At 65.2% G+C, this 17,482-nt stretch carries 17 protein-coding genes; 2 read left to right on the forward strand and 15 right to left on the reverse strand.

The genetic code is table 11. The annotated features are described in order from the left end of the window. Positions 1-83: 83 nt before the first annotated feature. The 12 genes from AC1DGP_RS13870 to AC1DGP_RS13925 form a co-directional block, all read right to left on the reverse strand. Positions 84-1,040, reverse strand: a complete 957-nt coding sequence (locus AC1DGP_RS13870; protein WP_441504246.1) for a VOC family protein — start codon at positions 1,038-1,040, stop codon at positions 84-86. Continuing rightward, entirely contained in the window at positions 1,037-2,143 is a 1,107-nt protein-coding gene (locus AC1DGP_RS13875; protein WP_441504245.1) for a 5-methyltetrahydropteroyltriglutamate--homocysteine S-methyltransferase, read from the reverse strand. The genes AC1DGP_RS13870 and AC1DGP_RS13875 overlap by 4 nt, the downstream gene beginning before the upstream one ends. Positions 2,144-2,170: 27 nt before the next feature. Then, the gene (locus tag AC1DGP_RS13880) at positions 2,171-2,881 is read right to left on the reverse strand and encodes an ABC transporter ATP-binding protein (RefSeq protein ID WP_441504244.1); all 711 of its coding nucleotides are present in this window, start codon (positions 2,879-2,881) and stop codon (positions 2,171-2,173) included. Beyond that, on the reverse strand, positions 2,874-3,626 hold the full coding sequence (locus AC1DGP_RS13885) for an ABC transporter ATP-binding protein (RefSeq protein ID WP_441504243.1): 753 nt from the start codon (positions 3,624-3,626) through the stop codon (positions 2,874-2,876). The genes AC1DGP_RS13880 and AC1DGP_RS13885 overlap by 8 nt, the downstream gene beginning before the upstream one ends. Next, positions 3,623-4,624: a branched-chain amino acid ABC transporter permease gene (locus AC1DGP_RS13890; protein ID WP_476832225.1), complete on the reverse strand. Its 1,002-nt coding sequence runs from the start codon at positions 4,622-4,624 to the stop codon at positions 3,623-3,625. Before AC1DGP_RS13890 ends, AC1DGP_RS13885 begins: the two co-directional genes overlap by 4 nt. Next, the gene (locus tag AC1DGP_RS13895; RefSeq protein ID WP_441504241.1) at positions 4,621-5,478 is read right to left on the reverse strand and encodes a branched-chain amino acid ABC transporter permease; all 858 of its coding nucleotides are present in this window, start codon (positions 5,476-5,478) and stop codon (positions 4,621-4,623) included. The genes AC1DGP_RS13890 and AC1DGP_RS13895 overlap by 4 nt, the downstream gene beginning before the upstream one ends. Positions 5,479-5,505: 27 nt before the next feature. After that, positions 5,506-6,681 carry an ABC transporter substrate-binding protein gene (locus tag AC1DGP_RS13900; RefSeq protein ID WP_441504240.1) on the reverse strand — a complete coding sequence of 392 codons (1,176 nt, stop codon included), beginning with the start codon at positions 6,679-6,681 and terminating at the stop codon, positions 5,506-5,508. A gap of 45 nt (positions 6,682-6,726) precedes the next feature. After that, entirely contained in the window at positions 6,727-7,410 is a 684-nt protein-coding gene (locus AC1DGP_RS13905; protein WP_441504239.1) for a 4-carboxy-4-hydroxy-2-oxoadipate aldolase/oxaloacetate decarboxylase, read from the reverse strand. Then, positions 7,407-8,132 (reverse strand): PIG-L deacetylase family protein, encoded by a 726-nt coding sequence (locus tag AC1DGP_RS13910; protein ID WP_441504238.1) that lies wholly within the window; start codon positions 8,130-8,132, stop codon positions 7,407-7,409. Before AC1DGP_RS13910 ends, AC1DGP_RS13905 begins: the two co-directional genes overlap by 4 nt. Before the next feature lie 26 nt (positions 8,133-8,158). Then, complete coding sequence (locus AC1DGP_RS13915) at positions 8,159-9,274, reverse strand: 4-oxalomesaconate tautomerase (protein ID WP_441504237.1); 1,116 nt, start codon at positions 9,272-9,274, stop codon at positions 8,159-8,161. Between the two features lie 3 nt (positions 9,275-9,277). Next, positions 9,278-10,264 (reverse strand): Bug family tripartite tricarboxylate transporter substrate binding protein, encoded by a 987-nt coding sequence (locus AC1DGP_RS13920; RefSeq protein WP_441492080.1) that lies wholly within the window; start codon positions 10,262-10,264, stop codon positions 9,278-9,280. Positions 10,265-10,446: 182 nt separating this feature from the next. Beyond that, complete coding sequence (locus tag AC1DGP_RS13925; RefSeq protein WP_441504236.1) at positions 10,447-11,358, reverse strand: LysR family transcriptional regulator; 912 nt, start codon at positions 11,356-11,358, stop codon at positions 10,447-10,449. 503 nt (positions 11,359-11,861) lie between these two features. On the opposite strand from AC1DGP_RS13925, the gene AC1DGP_RS13930 reads away from it, so the two are divergent. Then, complete coding sequence (locus AC1DGP_RS13930) at positions 11,862-13,025, forward strand: MFS transporter (RefSeq protein WP_441504500.1); 1,164 nt, start codon at positions 11,862-11,864, stop codon at positions 13,023-13,025. A 273-nt stretch (positions 13,026-13,298) separates the two neighbouring features. On the opposite strand, the gene AC1DGP_RS13935 is transcribed toward AC1DGP_RS13930, so the two are convergent. Beyond that, positions 13,299-14,612 carry an aspartate aminotransferase family protein gene (locus AC1DGP_RS13935; protein ID WP_441504235.1) on the reverse strand — a complete coding sequence of 438 codons (1,314 nt, stop codon included), beginning with the start codon at positions 14,610-14,612 and terminating at the stop codon, positions 13,299-13,301. A gap of 135 nt (positions 14,613-14,747) precedes the next feature. Between AC1DGP_RS13935 and AC1DGP_RS13940 the strand changes: the two genes are divergently transcribed. Beyond that, a complete protein-coding gene (locus AC1DGP_RS13940; RefSeq protein WP_441492102.1) occupies positions 14,748-15,539 on the forward strand; it encodes an IclR family transcriptional regulator in 792 nt (263 codons plus the stop codon). 65 nt (positions 15,540-15,604) lie between these two features. Here AC1DGP_RS13940 and AC1DGP_RS13945 read toward each other — a convergent pair whose 3' ends face one another. Next, positions 15,605-16,552 carry an ABC transporter permease gene (locus AC1DGP_RS13945; RefSeq protein WP_441504233.1) on the reverse strand — a complete coding sequence of 316 codons (948 nt, stop codon included), beginning with the start codon at positions 16,550-16,552 and terminating at the stop codon, positions 15,605-15,607. Further along, positions 16,549-17,418 carry an ABC transporter permease gene (locus tag AC1DGP_RS13950; RefSeq protein ID WP_441504232.1) on the reverse strand — a complete coding sequence of 290 codons (870 nt, stop codon included), beginning with the start codon at positions 17,416-17,418 and terminating at the stop codon, positions 16,549-16,551. Before AC1DGP_RS13950 ends, AC1DGP_RS13945 begins: the two co-directional genes overlap by 4 nt. Positions 17,419-17,482 lie beyond the last annotated feature (64 nt).

Here is a 17,482-nt window from a genome sequence, read left to right on the forward strand (position 1 = left end):
GGGCCTGACCGCCCTCCGTTTCGGGGCGCGACGGGGCTCGGGCCGCCAGCGGGTGATCGAACTCTCGCGGCCGCCTTCTCCACTCATCCGGCGGCCGGCGGGGTACCGTGCGTGTGGAAGCTCTCGATCGTCTTCAGCCCCCACGCCTGCCCCTTCTTCCGCTCGGTTTCGGTCCACGTCACCGTCTGCCAGTCCGGATCGAGAATGAGGCGTGCGCCGGCATTGGCGATCTCGATGCGATTGCCGGCGGGCTCGTAGACATAGAGAAAAAAGGTCTGCTGAACCGCGTGCTTATGGGGCCCGGTCTCGATGTGAATGCCGTTCTCGAGAAAGATGTCGGCGGCTTCGAGAATGTGTTCGCGCTGGTCGGCCGCATAGGTGAGGTGGTGGAAGCGCCCGAGAGCCGCGGTGTGGTCGCGCGTATAGGCGATGTCGTAGCTCTTGTTGTTGACGGTGAACCAGCAGCCGCCAACCTCGCCGGAATCGAGCACGATCTGTTCCGTGATGCGGCTGCCCAGGGCCTTCGGCATGAAATCGCGGATCACCGCGACGTCCTGCGCCAGCAGATTGAGATGGTCGAGACGGCGTACAGCACAGCCGCGACCGTGATTGCGTTGCGCCTGGTTCTTCAGCGCCGGCCGTTCGTGCGGCGGCGCCGCGTATTTTTGGGTGTCGAAATAGATCTCGAACACATGATTGTCGGGATCGCGGAACCGGTAGGCCTTGCCATGGCCGAGATCGCCGTCGTTCCAGCCGATGCCGGCCCCCATGGCCTCGATCGCGTTGACCCGGCGCATCAGGCCAGTCTCGCTTGTCGCCCGATAGCCGATATGGCCGACCCCCGTCGTGGTCGAGGCCGTGAGTTTCAGCGTGTGGAACTCATAGTCGTCCCAGGCGCGCAGATAGACGCTGTCGCCCTCCCGTCCGCTCTCGGTCAGCCCGAGGATATTGACGAAGAAGTCGAGGCTGGCCTCCGGCTTGTTCGTGAACAGCTCGACATGGGCGAGATGAGCGATATCGAAACAGGGTTCCTGGCTCATCCCCACACCTCCTGCGCCACCTCGACGATGCGCGCCAGCTTGGCCCATTGCTCGTCCTCCGCCAGCACATTGCCCTCTTCGGTGGAGGCGAAGCCGCATTGGGGCGAGAGGCAGAGCTGATCCAGGGGCGCGAAGGCCGAGGCCTGCTCGATCCGCCGCTTCAGGTTGTCCTTGCTCTCGACGCTGCCGAACTTCGAGGTGACGAGGCCCAGCACGACCTGCTTGCCCTTCGGCAGGAAGCGCAGCGGCTCGAAGCCGCCGGAGCGGTCATCGTCCCATTCCATGAAATAGCCGTCGACATTGATCTGGTTGAAGACCATGTCGGCGACGGGCTCATAGCCGCCGGAGGCGATGAAGGTCGATTTGAAGTTGCCGCGGCAGGTATGAGTGGTGATCGTCATGTCCGCCGGCTTGGCCGCCGTCGCCGTGTTGATGACGTCGCGATAGATATGGATCAGCTTGTCGGGGTCATCGCCACGATCGACCAGCATCTGGCGCTGCTCGGGATCGCAGAAATAGGAGAGGCTGGTATCGTCGAGCTGCAGGTAGCGGCAGCCGGCGTCGTAAAAGGCCTTCACCGCCTTGGCGTAGGCCTTGCCGAGATCGGTGTAGTAATCCTCCATCCTGAAATAGGCGGAGATATCGACGGCTTTCCGGCCGCCGCGATAGTGCAGCATGCTCGGGCTCGGGATCGTCATTTTCGGCACGCGATCGGTGACGGAGGCAAGAAACCTGAAATGGGCGAGATGCGGGTGGTCGTCGGGGAAATCGAGTTTGCCGGTCACGCGAAGGCCGCGGGCCTTGGTCGCGACGCCCTTGAACTGGATGCCTGAATCCGAGTCGTATCCCTGCACGCCGGAGAGATTCTCCAGGAAATCGAAATGCCAGAAGGCGCGGCGGAACTCGCCGTCCGTGACCGCCTGGAGCCCCACCTCCTCCTGCTTCTTCACCAGCGCCCTGATCTCGGCATCCTCGATCGCCGTCAGATCGGCGGCGGAGATTTCGCCGGTCACGAGCTTGGCGCGCGCGTCCTTGACGCGTGCGCTGCGCAACAGGCTTCCAACCATATCGGCTCGGAACGGCGGCTTGTGTCGGAGGGGCATGCGGTTTCCTTCCCTGATCATGGTCTTCTAGGCAGCGGCGCTGAGGCCGAGATGGCGCTCCAGCCGCGCCGGTTCGCGCAGCAGCGCGGCACTGTCGTCGGCGAGCACGACACGACCGCGCTCCAGCACGATCGCGGTGTCGGTCAGCTCCAGAATTGTCCTGGCATGCTGTTCGATGACGATGGCTGCCAGCCCTTCGTCCCGGAACAGCGTCTTCAACGCCGCGAGCAGTTCCTCGACGATGATCGGCGCCAGCCCCTCGGTCGGTTCGTCCAGAAGCAGCAGCCTGGGATTGAGCATCAGGGCGCGGCCAATGGCCAGCATCTGCTGTTCGCCGCCGGAGAGCTGGTTGCCAAGATTGCTCTTGCGTTCGGCGAGGCGCGGAAACATCCGGAAGACGCGTTCCGTCGTCCATGGGCCGGGGCGCGCAACCGCAGTCAGGTTCTCGACAACGGTCAGCGACTTGAAGATGTTGCGCTCCTGCGGCACCCAGCCGATGCCGGCATGGGCACGCTGCTCGGGCGTAGCCGTGGAGATGTCGACATCGGCAAGCGTGATCCGCCCGGCTCGCCGACGCGTCACGCCGATGATCGTGTTGACCAGCGTCGTCTTGCCGACGCCGTTGCGGCCCAGCAAGGCGAGCGAGCGCCCCTCGTCGAGCGAGAGCGCGACATCGAACAGGACGAGAGCGTCGCCGTAGCCGGCGTTCAGGCCTTCGATCCGCAGGAGCTCAGACATGGGCGGCCTCGCCGAGATAGGCCTGCTTGACGGCGGGGTCGCGCGCGACCACCGCAGGTTCGCCTTCCGTCAGCACGCGGCCATTGACGAGAACGGTGATCCGGGTCGCGAACCGGAAGATGATGTCCATGTCGTGTTCGATCAGCAGCACCGAGACATCGTCCGGCAATGCTGCGACCGTCTCCAGCAATTCGCGCCTCTCGGCTTCGGGAACGCCGGCGGCGGGCTCGTCGAGCAGGAGCACGCTCGGCCTGGCCGCAAAGGCCGCGGCGATCTCGATCTGGCGCTGCTTGCCATAGGGCAATGTCGCGATGCGCTGATCCATGATGTCCTCGAGCTTGAAGCGGGCGAGGATATCGGCCGTCTCGGCGATGGCCTCGTCATCGGCGTCGAGCCTTTGGAAAAGCCGCATGCCCCGGCCGAGCCGCTCTGCGGTGACGAGAGAGATCATCTCGAGCGGCGTCATTGTGCCGAAGAGCTGATTGATCTGGAAGGTTCGGGCGACACCGCGCTTGACCCGCGCCTCTCGCGACAGGCCGGTAATGTCCTGCCCCATCAGGCTCACACGCCCCGATGTCGGCCGCAGAACCCCTGTGAGCAGATTGACGAAGGTCGTCTTGCCCGCGCCGTTCGGGCCGATCAGCGCGTGGCGCGCGCCCTTTTCCAGCGAGAACGTCACGTCGTCGGTCGCAGTGATGCCGCCGAAGGTCTTGACGAGATCGAAGGTCTGCAGGACGGCGCTCACGACGAGGCCCCACGTTTCGGAAACCGCGCGACCAGCGCCTTGATCGCGCCATGGATCAGTTCACGACCACCAAGGACGAAGAGGACGAGGAAAAGCCCGATCCAGAACATCCAGTATTGCGGGGTGAAGGTCGCGATGGCGTCCTGCGGGAACTTGAACGCGATCGCACCGATCAGGCCGCCATAGAGATAGCCGGCCCCGCCGATGATCAGCACCAGCATCAGGTCGGCTGAACGGTGGAAGTCGAACACGTCCAGGGAGACGAATTGCGTGGTTTGGGCGAGCAATGCGCCCGCAGCCCCGGCATAGGCCGCCGACAAGGCATAGATGGCCGCAAGGCGCCAAGGGACAGGCACGCCGGATGCGGCGGCGCGCAGTTGATTGTCGCGGATGCCGCGAAGGGACAAGCCGAACGGCGAATTCACGATGCGCCGCGCGATCAGGAACAGGATGAACAGCACCGACAGCGAATAGAGGTAGGCCGTGCGGCCGAAGATATCGAAATCGAACGTCCCGAAGACCGGCGCCATCGTGATGCCCTGCAGGCCGTCGGCGCCACCGGTGAGCCATGCCAGCGAGTTTGCAACCTCGTAGAGGATCAATGCCACGCCGAGCGTGATCATGAGGCGGGTCAGATCCGTGCCGCGCAGGACGAGCGGACTGGTGAGCAGCCCGAGCAGCGCGGATGTCGCCATGCCGAATGCCAGGCCGGCCAGTGGATCGGCCGTGACATACTTGGCCAACAGCCCGGCCGAATAAGCCCCCATCCCCAGGAAGGCGGCGTGCCCCAGCGATACGATCCCGGCATAGCCGAGGATCAGATCGAGCGAGAGGGCGAACAGGGCAAGGATCGCGATCTCGTTGAGGATCAGAAAGCGCGTTGGAAACAGCACGAAGGACGCTGCGGCGAAGAGCCAGAATGCCAGTTCGCCTGGGTGCCAGCGCCGGGCGCGGTGCAGCGAGTGCCTGACGCGCTGTTCGAGAACCGTCCCGCTCATGTGCGAGCCCTCGCGAACAGGCCCTCGGGGCGAAGCAGCAGCAGGATGACCATCAGCGCGTAGATGATGAAGGCTCCGGCCTGCGGGACCAGATATTTGCCCATCACATCGGCAACGCCGAGCAGCATGGCCGCGAGGAAGGGGCCGGTGATCGTCGAGGTGCCGCCGACCGTGACGACGATCAGGAAGTAGATCATGAATTTCAGCGGGAAGGTCGGATCGAGCCCCATGAGCTCGATCCCGAGCGCGCCGCCGAGCCCCGCCAGTCCGGAACCGAGCGCAAAGGTCAGGGCGAACAACCGGTTCACAGGAATGCCCAGGCCACGCGCGACGCGGGCATCGTCCACGGCGGCCCGCAGCCGGCTGCCGAAACGTGTTTTTGCAAAGCCCCATTGCAGGGCGACCGCAAGCAGCCCGCAGATCCCGATCACGAACAGGCGGTAATAGCCGATGCCGATGCCGAGCACGTAGAAACGCCCCTGAAGCCAGGGCGGCAGCTGGATGATCTGCTGGCTCGAGCCGAGCAGCCAGTCGGTGCCCGCAACCGCCATGAAGACGAGACCGATCGAGAACATCACCTGATCGAGATGGCTCTTGGCATACATCGGTCGATAGACGAGCCGCTCGAGCACGATCCCCGCCAGCGCAGCGGCAAGGAAGGCGGCCGGAAGTGAAGCCAGGAACGGCAGGCCCAGCCGCTGCATCAGCAGCACGGTCACATAGCCGCCGAGCATGGCGAAGGCGCCATGGGCGAGATTGACGAAATTCATCAATCCCATCGTCACGGAAAGCCCGCAAGCGAGGACGAACAGCACCATCCCATAGGCGATGCCATCGAACAGGATGGTGAGCATGGCGTCGGTCCGGCCGCGTCAGACCGCCTATTTGCGCGCCTTCACGGGATCCTTGACCTGCGGGATCGTGGCAAACTCGACGTTGAACAGGTCGGAACCGACCTTCTCGGTGCGGCGGACATAGATGTTCTGGATGATGTCGCGCGTCGCCGGATCGATCGTGATCGGTCCGCGCGGGCTCTCCCAGGACGCGCCCTTCATCGCCGCGATGAGCTTTTCGCCGCCAGCGTCGCCATTTGTCGCCTTGAGCGCCTCGGCGATCAACCGCATGCCGTCATATCCGCCGACGGCCATGAAGTTGGGACGCACGCCTGGATTGGCGGCCTCGAACGCCTTCACGAAGGCCTGGTTGGCTGCGCTGTCGTGCTTGGCCGAATAATGATGCGTGGTGATGGCGCCGATCGCGACGTCCCCCATACCGTTGAGGATATCGTCATCGACCACGTCGCCTGGGCCGATCAGCTTGACGCCGGCCTTGTCGAGGCCGCGCTCGACGAACTGCTTCATGAACTGCGCGCCGATGCCCGACGGAACGAACACGAACAGGGCATCGGGCTTTGCCTCGGAGACGCGTTGCAGGAACGGCGCGAAATCCGGGTTGCGCAACGGCACGCGCACGCTTTCGACCGTGCCGCCGGCGGCCTTGAACTTGTTGGCGAAGGAGGTCTCGGCGTCGATCCCGGGGCCGTAATCGGTCACGACGGTGAAGACGCGCTTGATGCCGTTCGACCAGGCCCAGTCCGCCATCGGCTCGGACGCCTGCGGCAGGGTGAACGAGGTGCGCACGATGAAGGGCGAGGCCTCGGTGATCGACGCCGTCGCAGCCGCCATCACGATCTGCGGGATCTTGGCCTGGGTCGCGATCGGGGCCGTCGCCATGGCGAGCGGCGTCAGGCCGAAGCCAGCCAGAACCGCCACCTTGTCGTTGACCACGAGTTCCTGTGCGATCCGGCGCGTCGCATCGGCGTTGCCGGTATCGTCCTTGAGAATGACCTCCAGGCGCTTTCCGCCATGCATCGCGCCGTTCTGAGCCAGGAAGAGCTTCACGGCCGCTTCGATCTGGCGTCCCGTCGATGCGAAGGGGCCAGTCATCGGCAGGATCAGCCCGACCTTGACCACCTCCTGGGCCTGCGCCGTGGAGCCCAGTGTCGCCGCGAGCGCACCTGCCATGAAGGCCTTCAGAACCGTCCTGCGGAATGTCATCGTGATACCCCTCCCTGGGTCTGGCTCTTGTTTCCGAGCCGCCTTTTAGTTGTCGTCGCGATAGACGAGCCCGGCTTTCGCGAGCCCATCGCGCATTCCATACATGTCGAGCCCGAGCTCGCCGGCGGAGAGCCGGCGGCGCTTCTCATCTTCATTCGCTTCCCGCGCCCGCGCCGCGGCGGCAACCCTCTCCGCTTCGAGCCGTGCAACCACCACCACGCCATCATCGTCGGCGACGATCACGTCGCCAGGATTGATCATCGCACCGGCACAGACCACCGGCACGTTCACCGATCCGAGCGTCGCCTTGACGGTCCCCTTGGCCGAGATCGCGCGCGACCACACCGGGAACCCCATCTCCGTCAGGATGCGCACATCACGCACTCCGGCATCGATGACGAGGCCGATGCCGCCGCGCGCCCTGAGGGAGGTCGCGAGAAGGTCGCCGAACATGCCGTCAGTGTTATCTGCCGTGCAGGCGACCACAAGTACGTCGCCTGGCATGACCTGCTCGATCGCGACATGGATCATCCAGTTGTCGCCGGGCTGGGCGAGGACGGTGACGGCCCCACCGGCGATCGAGGCGCCGGCATAGATCGGGCGCATATAGGGCTTCATCAGGCCCGTCCGGCCCATGGCCTCATGGGTGGTCGAGACGCCAAGTTCCTGGAATGCCGCCATATCGGCGCTTGCAGCCCGTTTCTTCGTGCGGACGACGACGCCGGTCATGCCAGGGACTCCAGGGCTTCGGGGAACAGGCGCTGGTAGGCTTCACCGTAAGTCATCGCCTTGCCGGAGTTGCGCCCACCCTGCATGCCGCGGTTCAGCGCCACTCGGGTGTAATACTCCCAGAGATGCTTCTGCGCGGCCAGGATTTCGAATGCCTTGCGCTTCGTCTCCCAGACCTCGTCGATGTTGAGGATCAGGTTCGGCTTGAAGTTGCACTGCTCGGGCTGGTGCGGCTCGAACAGGAAGACCGGCGGCGCGGCATAGGGGCGTGCGGGGTCCGGCTTATGGCCGGCGGCCTGCGCGATGATCCGCGCTTCCTGCGCGAAGCGTGCTGCTTCGGGATGGTCGACATTGTAGGGGTCTTCAAGCGCATGGGTCAGCACGAAGCTGGGAGTGAGCTCATGGAAGAGGTCGATCGCCCGGTCGAGCATCGGCCCTGTCGTGCGCAGCGGATAGTCGCCGGCATCCATGAATTCGATCTCGGCCCCGAGGACCGCGGCGGCGCGCTCGGCTTCGTCGCGACGCTGCGCCTTGACGTCCTCCACCCGCACACCCGCCTGCTTCCAGGCGAACTGGCTTTCGCCGCGCTCGCCATAGGCCAGGCACAGGATCTTTACCCGCATGCCCTGCCTGGCGTGCAAGGCGATGGCACCGCCCGCACGCCAGACAAAATCGCCGGGGTGGGCGGTAATCACCAGACCCGTCTTCTGCAGGCTCGCCATTGAGCTGTAATCCTCTCTTCTCGGTCCTATTCGGGGGCACGACGTGCTTCGTCGCCGCTGCGCGCGAGCGCATGCGGTGGCACGTAGGCCTGGCCATCCATCAGAATGCGCGCGGTGCGCAGCAGGCCGGCGCGCTCGATGACGGGGCGCTCCGGCGTGCCACCCACGATGAGCTTCACCGTGAATTCCCCGGTCGGATGTTCGACGGAAATCGCGCGTTCGCGACCGGTAGGCATCGCGGCGACCGAAGCTGCCGGCGACCCCGGCAGGGCTGCGGCTGTCGCCACCGTCACCGCGGCAAAGACACCGATCGAAGCGTGGCACTCATGCGGGATGAAGCTGCGCGTCGCGATCGATCCTGCAACGGGCCGCGCGACAAGGGCGATCTTCGGGACCACCATCTTTGCCACATCGCCGAGATTCATCAGAGGTCCGGCCGCGAGGCGTATGCGCTCGATGCGCTGCTTCAGCTCCGTATCCTCTTGCAGCGCTTCGCGGGTTTCGTGGCCCGTGCGTCCAACATCGACCGCCCGGAGAACGATGACCGGCATGCCGTTATCGATCAGGGTACATTCGACACCGTCGATGATGTCGACCGGATTTCCCGTCGGCAACAGCGCGCCACAGACGGAGCCTTCCGTGCCGAGGAAGCTGATGTCGATGGGTGCGGAGGTTCCGGGCACCCCATCGATGCGGGCATCGCCCTCGACGCCTGCCTGACCGGCGTCGGTCCGCATCGCGAGATCGGCGATGGTGCCGGTGTTCAGCGTCCGGACCCGCACCGTCGTGCTGGCGCCCTCTGTTCGAACGAGGCCCCGCGCCAGCGCGAAGGGGCCGATACCGGCAAGGATGTTGCCGCAATTCGGCGTGGTGTCGACCGACGCGGTCTCGATGCCGACCTGCGCAAACAGGAAATCCACGTCGCAGCCTGGCTCGCTCGAGCGCGAAACGATCGCGACCTTGCTCGTCAACGGGTGAGCCCCACCAAGCCCGTCGACCTGACGCTTGTCGGGCGAGCCCATCACCGCGAGCAGGAACGCGTCACGCGCGCCCGTACCAACCGGCAGATCCTCGGCGAGGAAATAGGCGCCCTTCGACGTACCGCCCCGGATCAGCATGCATGGCACGGCAATCTGCGACATCGCTCAGCCCCCGCCCGTGATGCTGGCACGTGTGATGATATCGCGCCACAGCGTCCCCTCCGAGGCGATCAGCCGCCCGAAGCCTTCCGGCGTCTCGCGGCGTGCGATCGCGCCGTCGCGATCGAGCGCCGCGACAAATTCGGGCTGGTCGAGCAGCGCGTTGATCTCGCGGTTGAGGCGCTCGACAATTGCGGCCGGCGTGTGCGCGGGGGCAACGATGCCATACCACTGCACGGCTTCGAAACCCGGCAGCCCGCTTTCGGCGATGGTCGGGAGCTGAGGGGCAAAAGAGGTGCGCTCGGAGCTGGCGACGCCGAGCGCTCGCAACTGGCCCGCTGCGGCGAGCGGCAGAACCGCCGGACCGCCAGTCAGCGTGAATTGCACGGAACCGGCGACGAGATCCGTCACCGACGGTGCGGTGCCGCGATAGGGCACATGAATCGCCTCGAAACCGGCCCGATGCGCGAGATAGGCACCGGCAATATGCGCCGCGCTGCCTTGTCCGCCGGAGCTGTAGTTCAGCTTGCCCGGATTGGCCTTGGCATAGGCCACGAACTCCTGAAACGAGTTCGCCGGCAGGCTGGGATTGATGACGAGGATGTTCGGCACCATGGCGACCAGGGCCACCGGCTGGAAGTCCTTGACCGGATCATAGGGTACGTTGGGATAGAGCGCCGGGTTGAAGGCAAGCGTGCCGATATGCCCCATCATCAACGTATGGCCATCCGGATCGGACTTCGCGACCTGGCTCGCCGCGATCATGCCGCCGGCGCCGGGGCGGTTCTCGATGACGAAGCCCTTGCCGGGGATCGTGCGTTCCAATCGGTTGGCAATCAGACGCGCGAGGAGGTCGGTGCTGCCGCCAGGGGTGAACGGCACCACGAGCCGAATGATCTGCGTCGGCCACGCCGGCTGGACCTGCGCACGCGCCGCGTGCCCGAGGCCGGCCAGACCCAGCCCGGCAAGGAGTGATCGGCGGTCGATGTTCATCACGCGCCACGCCCTTGCCGCGCGCCGTACCCGGCCGCCTCGCCAAATCCGATGAACGCGATCGTCGCTGCTTTGGAGCCAGGCATGGGTCGTCCCTTGCTTGTGCGTTTCCTTGTCCCGCGAGGACCCTGACCCCAAGCTATTCTGCCATCAAATGAGAAGAATGCAGCGATTGATTACTTTCATGCATCTTTATCCGAGACACTGTTTCTCAGCGCCTCGCTGACCAGCGCCAGGAGGTCGCGCGCCGCCGGCCGCAGCAGCATATTCTTGCGGGTGACGATGCCGAGAGTGCGGCTGATGCTCGGTGAACGCAGCGGGATCGCAACCAATTCGCCGGCATCGACAGAGTCGAGCGCGAGCTGCGGCACGATCGCGTACCCGATCGCGGAACGGACAAGACTCACTGCGGTAATGACGCGCTGGACCTCGTAGCGCCAGGTCAGGGCCTCGCGCCGCGCACCCAGCGCATCGTCGATCAGGACGCGGTTTCCGGTCTCGGCACTGATCCGCACGAGCGGCAGCCCCTGCAACTGCGCCCAGGTCAGCGAGTCCGATCGCGCGAGCGGCATGCTGCGGTGACTGACGAGCACGAACGGCTCCTTGACCACCGGTTTGAGCTCGAGGTCCCAGCGATTGGCGGCGACGATGGTCACGCCGAATTCAGCCTGGCCCGACTGCACCTTGTCGGCGATCTCCGAAGCCGAGTTGTCGTGCACCCGGACGCGCACCGCCGGATATCGTCTGGCGAACTCTGCGATCACCGACGGCATGCAGTGGACCGCGACGGTTGGCAGACAGCCGACCGCAACCTCTTCCTCGGCATCCGCGGCATCGACCCGCGCCTCATCGATGGCCGCACCAAGCTCTTCAAAGATCTTGCGGGCGCGCGGCAGGAGCGCCGACCCCGCCGGGGTCAACGAGACCTGGCGCGTGGTGCGCAAGAGCAGCGTCGTTCCGAGGGATTCCTCGAGCTTCCGGATCCGATGGCTCAGCGCGGTCTGGGAGAGATTAAGATGCGAGGCCGCGGCATGAAAACTGCCCCGCTCGGCGATACTGACGAAGGCCTGCAGGCCCAGAACGTCGACCCTCACCCGCAAGATCCTCCAACCCGGTCCAATCGACGTCAGCACGACCTCAGGGTCGCATCAACCATGCGCAGTGAACCGGCATCAGACTCGTCGACCTACGCCGGCAGAGGCGAGTTCAGATCGGCAGAATCGAAAGACCGGCACGGCTCCAGCATCGCCGGGAGCGGTGACCGCTGACAACAGCCTCCAAAGCAATGGCTCCATTTTCGCCGGATCACCCATGTCGGCCTTACGGCAGAAGGAAGAAGCCGACTGTTGGTCCGGTTCTCCGGATTTGGAGAACAACCACGAAAGGCCGCGGCCCGGCGAACCGCATGCTTCTGCTGCAGCCCCCATAGCCGGGAAACGGCCTCGACCGGTCGCCGACATTGCCGGAAGACCAGTTCAACGCCGCAATCCCTGCATGCTCGTGCTGGAGCTGGAGGGGGAATGACGAGTGGCGACGCGACGGGAGATCTGCCTTGAAGCTGCCGGTATGGGCGAGCGCCTTGAGCGCGACTCTCCTTGTGCAAGTCATCAGCTCATTTGCCGCCGCGGCGATTCCTCTCCTGGGTCCGATTCTGACGCAACGCTGGGGCATGACGCCAGAAAGCATCGGCTATGTTTCGGCGGTCGTTTCGGTCGGCATATGCTGGTTCCTGGCGTGCGGCGGCCCGATGCTCGATCATCACGGCCCGATCCGAGCCTTGCAGCTCGGCCTGATCTTCGTCGCGGTGGGTCTCCTGCTCCTGTCGCAGTCCTTCGGCCTCGTCGGCCTTGTCGGTGCGCTCCTTGTGGGCCTGGGCCTGGCGCCCAATACGCCAGCTGGCAGCCAGTTGCTGATGCGCACGGCGCCGCCCAGGCACCGCACACTTGTGTTTTCGATCAAGCAGGCGGGCGTGCCTCTGGGCGGCACGATAGCCGGTCTCGTTGTCGCGCCTCTGGTCCTGGGGCTCGGCTTCGTCGGTGCGGTCTGGACGATTGTCGCGATCATCCTTCTCTGCATCGTGCTGGTTCAGCCCTTTCAAAGAAGTCTTGATGCCGAGAAGGGCCCACGGAACCGGGCCTGGGCCCGGCTGTTCCTCTCGCCGTCTTCGCTCAGCCGATCGGCCCGGGTTCTGAACTCGCACCCGTCCTTGCCGATGCTCACCGCGCTGGGTGTGTCGTTTTCCATAACGCAGGCCAGCATCACGGCCTTCACGGCAACCTACATGGTCACGCAGCACGGAAAGACCCTGGCGCAGGCCGGCCACTACATCGCCGTCTTGCTTGCAGCGAGCACGGTCGCGCGCATCTTCTTCGGATGGCTGGCGGATCGCATGGGCGGCGGGCTCCTGCTTCTCTCGCTTCTGGCCTTGGGCGCAGGCTCCGCGATCATGCTGCTTGTCTCTTCGACAACCGCCAGTCCCTGGATGGTCTATGGCTGCATGGCACTGGTCGGAGCCACCTCGATGGGGTGGAACGGTGTCCACATGGCCGAACTTGCGCGGGTCGCGCCGCCCACTCTGATTGGCGACGTAACGTCGGGCGCAAGCCTGTTCGGCTTCGTCGGCTCGATATGCGGGCCGTTGGTGTTTGCCATTGTCGCCAGCCGCACAGGAAGCTTTGAATGGCCTTTCCTGCTCGTCGCTGGCCAGCTGGCGGCATTCGGCTTGTTCGCTCTTGGGAGACAGTTCAAACGCCCCGCTTGAGGAGGCGCGTGCTCATTCCAACACTGCGGAAGCAAGGAAATCCGCAGCCATGGCTCACCTGCCGGCACCGGGCTTGCGTCTCAGGCTCAGGAAACGAAGTGCCAGCGGCGGCAAAGGGTCTTCAGGCTCGCTTGGCCGGCCATTCCGTCCCAAGAGAACCAAATCAGCTGCTCCCGAGAACGAGCGGACGGTGCGAACCGGCCGCCCGCTCGTGATTACTGCAAAGGAAGGAATGCCCAGGGCGACCTGGGTGTCCCAGGGGTATCCGTCCGATCAGATCTCGCGCACGGATCCGCGCACTGCTTCCAATGTGGCCTCGACGATTGCCGCATCGTGCTCCGACGAGACGAACCAGGCACCACGCTCCAGCACGCGAACGCCGCGTTTCAACAGCGCGAGCGCGAAACGGCTATAGGCCGCCTTGTCGGAGGCCGCGACCTCCCGGTAGTTGCGGGCCGGCGCGTCCAGCCCGAACGCAATGTGGAACATCAGTGGAAAGCCCGCGACCTGCGCCTTGATGCCCGCCTGAGCCAGGATCTCACGGATACCGTCCTGAAGGCGCTGGCCGTGAGCCGAGCTGCGCTCGTAATGCTCCGGCGTTAGCCCCTGCTGCGTCGCGACCATCGCCGCCATCGCGATCGGCTGCGCATTGAAGGTGCCGCCATGGAGCACACCATCCGCGAACATATCGATCAGCTCGCCCCGCCCCGCGATCGCTGCGACGGGAAAACCGTTGGCAATCGCCTTCGCCAGGATCGTCAGGTCCGGCGTGACGCCGAAGCGCTCCTGGGCACCACCGCGGCCGAGGCGGAAGCCGGTGATCACCTCGTCGAAGATCAGCAGGGCGCCATGGGCGCGACAGGTCGCGAGCGCACCTTCCAGATAGCCCGGTAGCGGCGCGATGGCGCCCTGGTTGCACATGGCCGGCTCCATCATCACCGCCGCGACGTCGCCGCGGGCAAGGCGAGTCTCGAGAGCAGCGAGGTCATTCCAGCCGAGGATCGACAGACCGTCGCCCGCGCTTGGGTCCTGCCCCCGGCTCCCGGCGACGGGCGTGGGCGCGTCGCTCGGACCAGCCGCATTGAGACCCGGCGCCGTTGACCACAGGACGTTGTCGAACCAGCCGTGATAATGCCCTTCGAACTTGACGATGGTGCGCCGCCCCGTCGCCGCACGGGCGAGGCGGATCGCGGCCTGCGCCACCTCGGAGCCCGAGGAACCGAAGCGAAGCCGCTCGGCACTGGGAACGCGCTCGCAGATCAGCTTCGCCGCCTCGTGCTCGATCGGTGCCTGGCCGGCAAACAGGATGCCACGCTCCGCCTGGCGCTGCACCGCCTCGATGACCCTGGCCGGGGTGTGGCCGAGCACCGTTGCCCCCATTCCGCAGTAATAATCGATGATGCGGTTGCCATCGACATCGATGAGATAGGCCCCTTCGCCTCGCTCGAAGACGAGTGGGCCCGGCGCCATGCCTAGTCTGAAGTTGCTGTTCACGCCGCCAGCGATGTAGCGCGCATTCGCAGCGATCTGCCGCGCCGATTCCTCAAAACGCAGTGTTGCTGCTGGTCCGCTTCCGTTCGCTCGCACGTGCCTGTTCTCCACTGCCGGTATTTTAAGCAGACCAGAGCCCTCATCCCATGTAAAGGAACAGGGGTTTCGTCTTGCGGAATTCAGAGGGACCCGCTATGCGAAGTCTCGCGACAGCGAGGATGCGGGGCGACCATGCCGAAGAAATCGGGCAACCCTTACGTCGTGCAGCCCGTGATGAAGGCGCTCAAGGTGCTGGAATTCGTCGCGCGCCATGGTCACGAGATCGCGCTCACGACCGTCGGACGTGAGCTGCGGATTCCGAAGACGACGACCTTCCGCTACCTGCAAACGCTGACGGAAGCCGGTTTCGTCAGCCACAACCGCGAGACCGACAAATACAATCTCGGGCCGCTGCTGCGCTCGATCGCGCGTGCCGATGCGAGCTTCAGCAAGATCCGTCAACTCGCACGCCCGGCGATGGTCGAACTGATGAACGAGTTCAATGAAACCGTGAATCTCGCGGTGAAGGGCAACGGCACGATCGTCTATATCGACCTCATCGAGGCCAATCGCTCGCTGCGCATGCAGGCGCGGATCGGCGACAGCCATCCGATGCATTCCACCGCGCTGGGCAAGGCGATCCTGGCCTTCCTCCCCGAAGCGGAAAAGCTGCGCCAGCTCGACCTGCCCTTGACCGAGCGAACCGGACGCACGCTGCTCGAGCGCGAAGAGATCGAGCGCCAGCTTCGACAGGTCGCAAAGCTCGGTTACGCGACGGAAATCGGCGAGAACGAAGACGGGGCGATGTGCGTCGGCGTGCCGATCTTCGACGACAATCATTACCCGGTGGCTGCCCTCAGTATCTCGGCGCCGTTGATGCGAATGCCGCGGCCACTCGCCGCGAAGGCGGGAATGCGGCTGCGCGAGGTCGCCGCGCATATCTCGAGCCATCTCGGCTCGCAGGACCCCATCGTTTCCGCCTGACAGGCATGGCCAGCGCGAGCCCTGCACATGCAGGCCCGTGCGGGACCTCGCGCTGCGGAGCGGTGTCAATGATATTCGATGCGTGGATCGATCCACGCATAGAGCAGGTCGATGATCAGGTTGACCAGCATATAGCCGACGAGGATCACCATGATGCAGCCCTGGATCAACGGGTAATCGCGGGTGCTGATCGCCTGGATGACCAGACGTCCGAGCCCCGGATAGGTGAAGACGGCTTCCGTCACCACCGCACCGCCGATGAAATTCGCCATCATCAAACCGACGATCGTGACGAAGGGCAGCAACGCGTTGCGCATGATGTGCAGGCCGACGACGCGGCTTTCCGGCAAACCCTTGGCCCGCGCCGTGCGGACATAATCCTGCTTCGCTTCGCCGATCAGCGACGCGCGCAGGAACCTCGCGAAGATGCCGGAGACATAGATGCCCAGTGTCAGCGCCGGCAGCATGAGACTGCGTAACGCATCCACCGGCGCCTCCCAGAACGGCACGTAGCGCGAGGCGGACGGCAACCAGCGGAGCTCGACGGCGAAGAGCAGGATCAGCAGGATGCCGAGCCAGAAGGTCGGCACACCCAGCGCCAGCGCGCTCCACCCGCTCAGCAGGCGGTCGAGCCAGGAATTGGGGCGCACGGCGCTGGCAATTGCGACGGGTATGCCGACGGCCAACGCCACCAGGATCGCGGCGACCGCCAGTTGCAGCGTTGCTGGCAGCCTCTCTCCGATCAACGCCAGGACGGGCTGGCGGCTGTGGAGCGAGAGACCGAAATCGCCGCGCACGGCCTGGCCGAGCCAGTCGAGATACTGGACCAGCATCGGTCGATCGAGGCCATAGCGCGCGATCGTGGCCGCGATCTCCTCCGGAGAGGCGTTCTCACCAACGAGCACCGCCACGGGGCCGCCCGGCACCGCGTAGATCATCGCGAAGATCGCGAAGGATGCGAGAAAGAGCACCGGCAGCATCTGAAACAGGCGGCGCAGCAGATAGCTCGTCATCGCCCCCTGCGCTCCGGCACACCGGGATCATGCCTGTCGAGCAGCGCGGTCAGGGCACGGCCAATCGTATCGAAGGAGAGGATCGTCAGCGTCAGCACGAGACCGGGCAGCACGGCGTAGGTCGGCGCCTCGTGCAGATAGGATTTCCCCGTTCGCAGCATTTCGCCCCAGCTCGGCGTCGGCGGCGGCACGCCGACGCCGAGAAAGGCGAGTGCAGCCTCCAGCAGGATCGCGACCGAGGCGAGCACGATCGCCTGCACGACGAGCGGGCTCAGCGCGTTGGGCAGAATGGTGCGGAACATGATGTAGGACGAGCCGCCGCCGAAGCTGCGCACCGCCGTGACGAAATCGAGCTGGCGCAAGGCCATGACCTGCGCTCGCGCGATCCGCGCGAAATTCGGTATCCCCGCAATGCCGACAGCGACCAGGGCCGCCGCCTGGCTGCGACCGAGTACAGCGATCAGCGCCATGGCGAACAGGATGTTCGGCAGCGCCAGCAAGACATCGATGCAGCGCATCAACACAGAATCGCGCCAATCACCGAAAAAGCCGGCGACGAGCCCGACCGGCACCCCGATCAGCGCCGCGATAACGACGGCACCGAAGGCGGTGACGAGCGACGTTCGCGCGCCATAGACCACGCGTGCCAGGATATCCCGCCCAAGCTCGTCGGTACCAAACCAGGCGGAAGCCGATGGCGGCATCAGCGAGTCCGCCAGGTTCTGCGTCAGCGGGTCGAGCGGGAGCAGATCGGCAAACACCGCCGCCAGTGCCACCAGCAACAGGAAGGCGAAACTCAACGACGTGCTGCGGCGGGCAGAAAGCCGGCGCAGCACGTACAGGGTCGATCCTGAGGTCGCGCTCATCGCGGGACGCCGCGCAACCGATGGCTGCGTGACGCCGCGACCTCGTCCCGGCGACGGCGTCCCG

Source organism: Allobosea sp. 05T433 (genome assembly GCF_056396065.1).

Excerpts from the sequence above, each read along its gene's own strand:
- AC1DGP_RS13880 (WP_441504244.1), bottom strand. The coding sequence starts at position 2,881 with ATGTCTGAGCTCCTGCGGATCGAAGGCCTGAACGCCGGCTACGGCGAC.
- AC1DGP_RS13870 (WP_441504246.1), bottom strand. The coding sequence starts at position 1,040 with ATGAGCCAGGAACCCTGTTTCGATATCGCTCATCTCGCCCATGTCGAG.
- AC1DGP_RS13875 (WP_441504245.1), bottom strand. The coding sequence starts at position 2,143 with ATGCCCCTCCGACACAAGCCGCCGTTCCGAGCCGATATGGTTGGAAGC.
- AC1DGP_RS13915 (WP_441504237.1), bottom strand. The coding sequence starts at position 9,274 with ATGTCGCAGATTGCCGTGCCATGCATGCTGATCCGGGGCGGTACGTCG.
- AC1DGP_RS13905 (WP_441504239.1), bottom strand. The coding sequence starts at position 7,410 with ATGACCGGCGTCGTCGTCCGCACGAAGAAACGGGCTGCAAGCGCCGAT.
- AC1DGP_RS13910 (WP_441504238.1), bottom strand. The coding sequence starts at position 8,132 with ATGGCGAGCCTGCAGAAGACGGGTCTGGTGATTACCGCCCACCCCGGC.
- AC1DGP_RS13950 (WP_441504232.1), bottom strand. The coding sequence starts at position 17,418 with ATGAGCGCGACCTCAGGATCGACCCTGTACGTGCTGCGCCGGCTTTCT.
- AC1DGP_RS13940 (WP_441492102.1), top strand. The coding sequence starts at position 14,748 with ATGCCGAAGAAATCGGGCAACCCTTACGTCGTGCAGCCCGTGATGAAG.
- AC1DGP_RS13920 (WP_441492080.1), bottom strand. The coding sequence starts at position 10,264 with ATGAACATCGACCGCCGATCACTCCTTGCCGGGCTGGGTCTGGCCGGC.
- AC1DGP_RS13900 (WP_441504240.1), bottom strand. The coding sequence starts at position 6,681 with ATGACATTCCGCAGGACGGTTCTGAAGGCCTTCATGGCAGGTGCGCTC.
- AC1DGP_RS13945 (WP_441504233.1), bottom strand. The coding sequence starts at position 16,552 with ATGACGAGCTATCTGCTGCGCCGCCTGTTTCAGATGCTGCCGGTGCTC.
- AC1DGP_RS13895 (WP_441504241.1), bottom strand. The coding sequence starts at position 5,478 with ATGCTCACCATCCTGTTCGATGGCATCGCCTATGGGATGGTGCTGTTC.
- AC1DGP_RS13890 (WP_476832225.1), bottom strand. The coding sequence starts at position 4,624 with ATGAGCGGGACGGTTCTCGAACAGCGCGTCAGGCACTCGCTGCACCGC.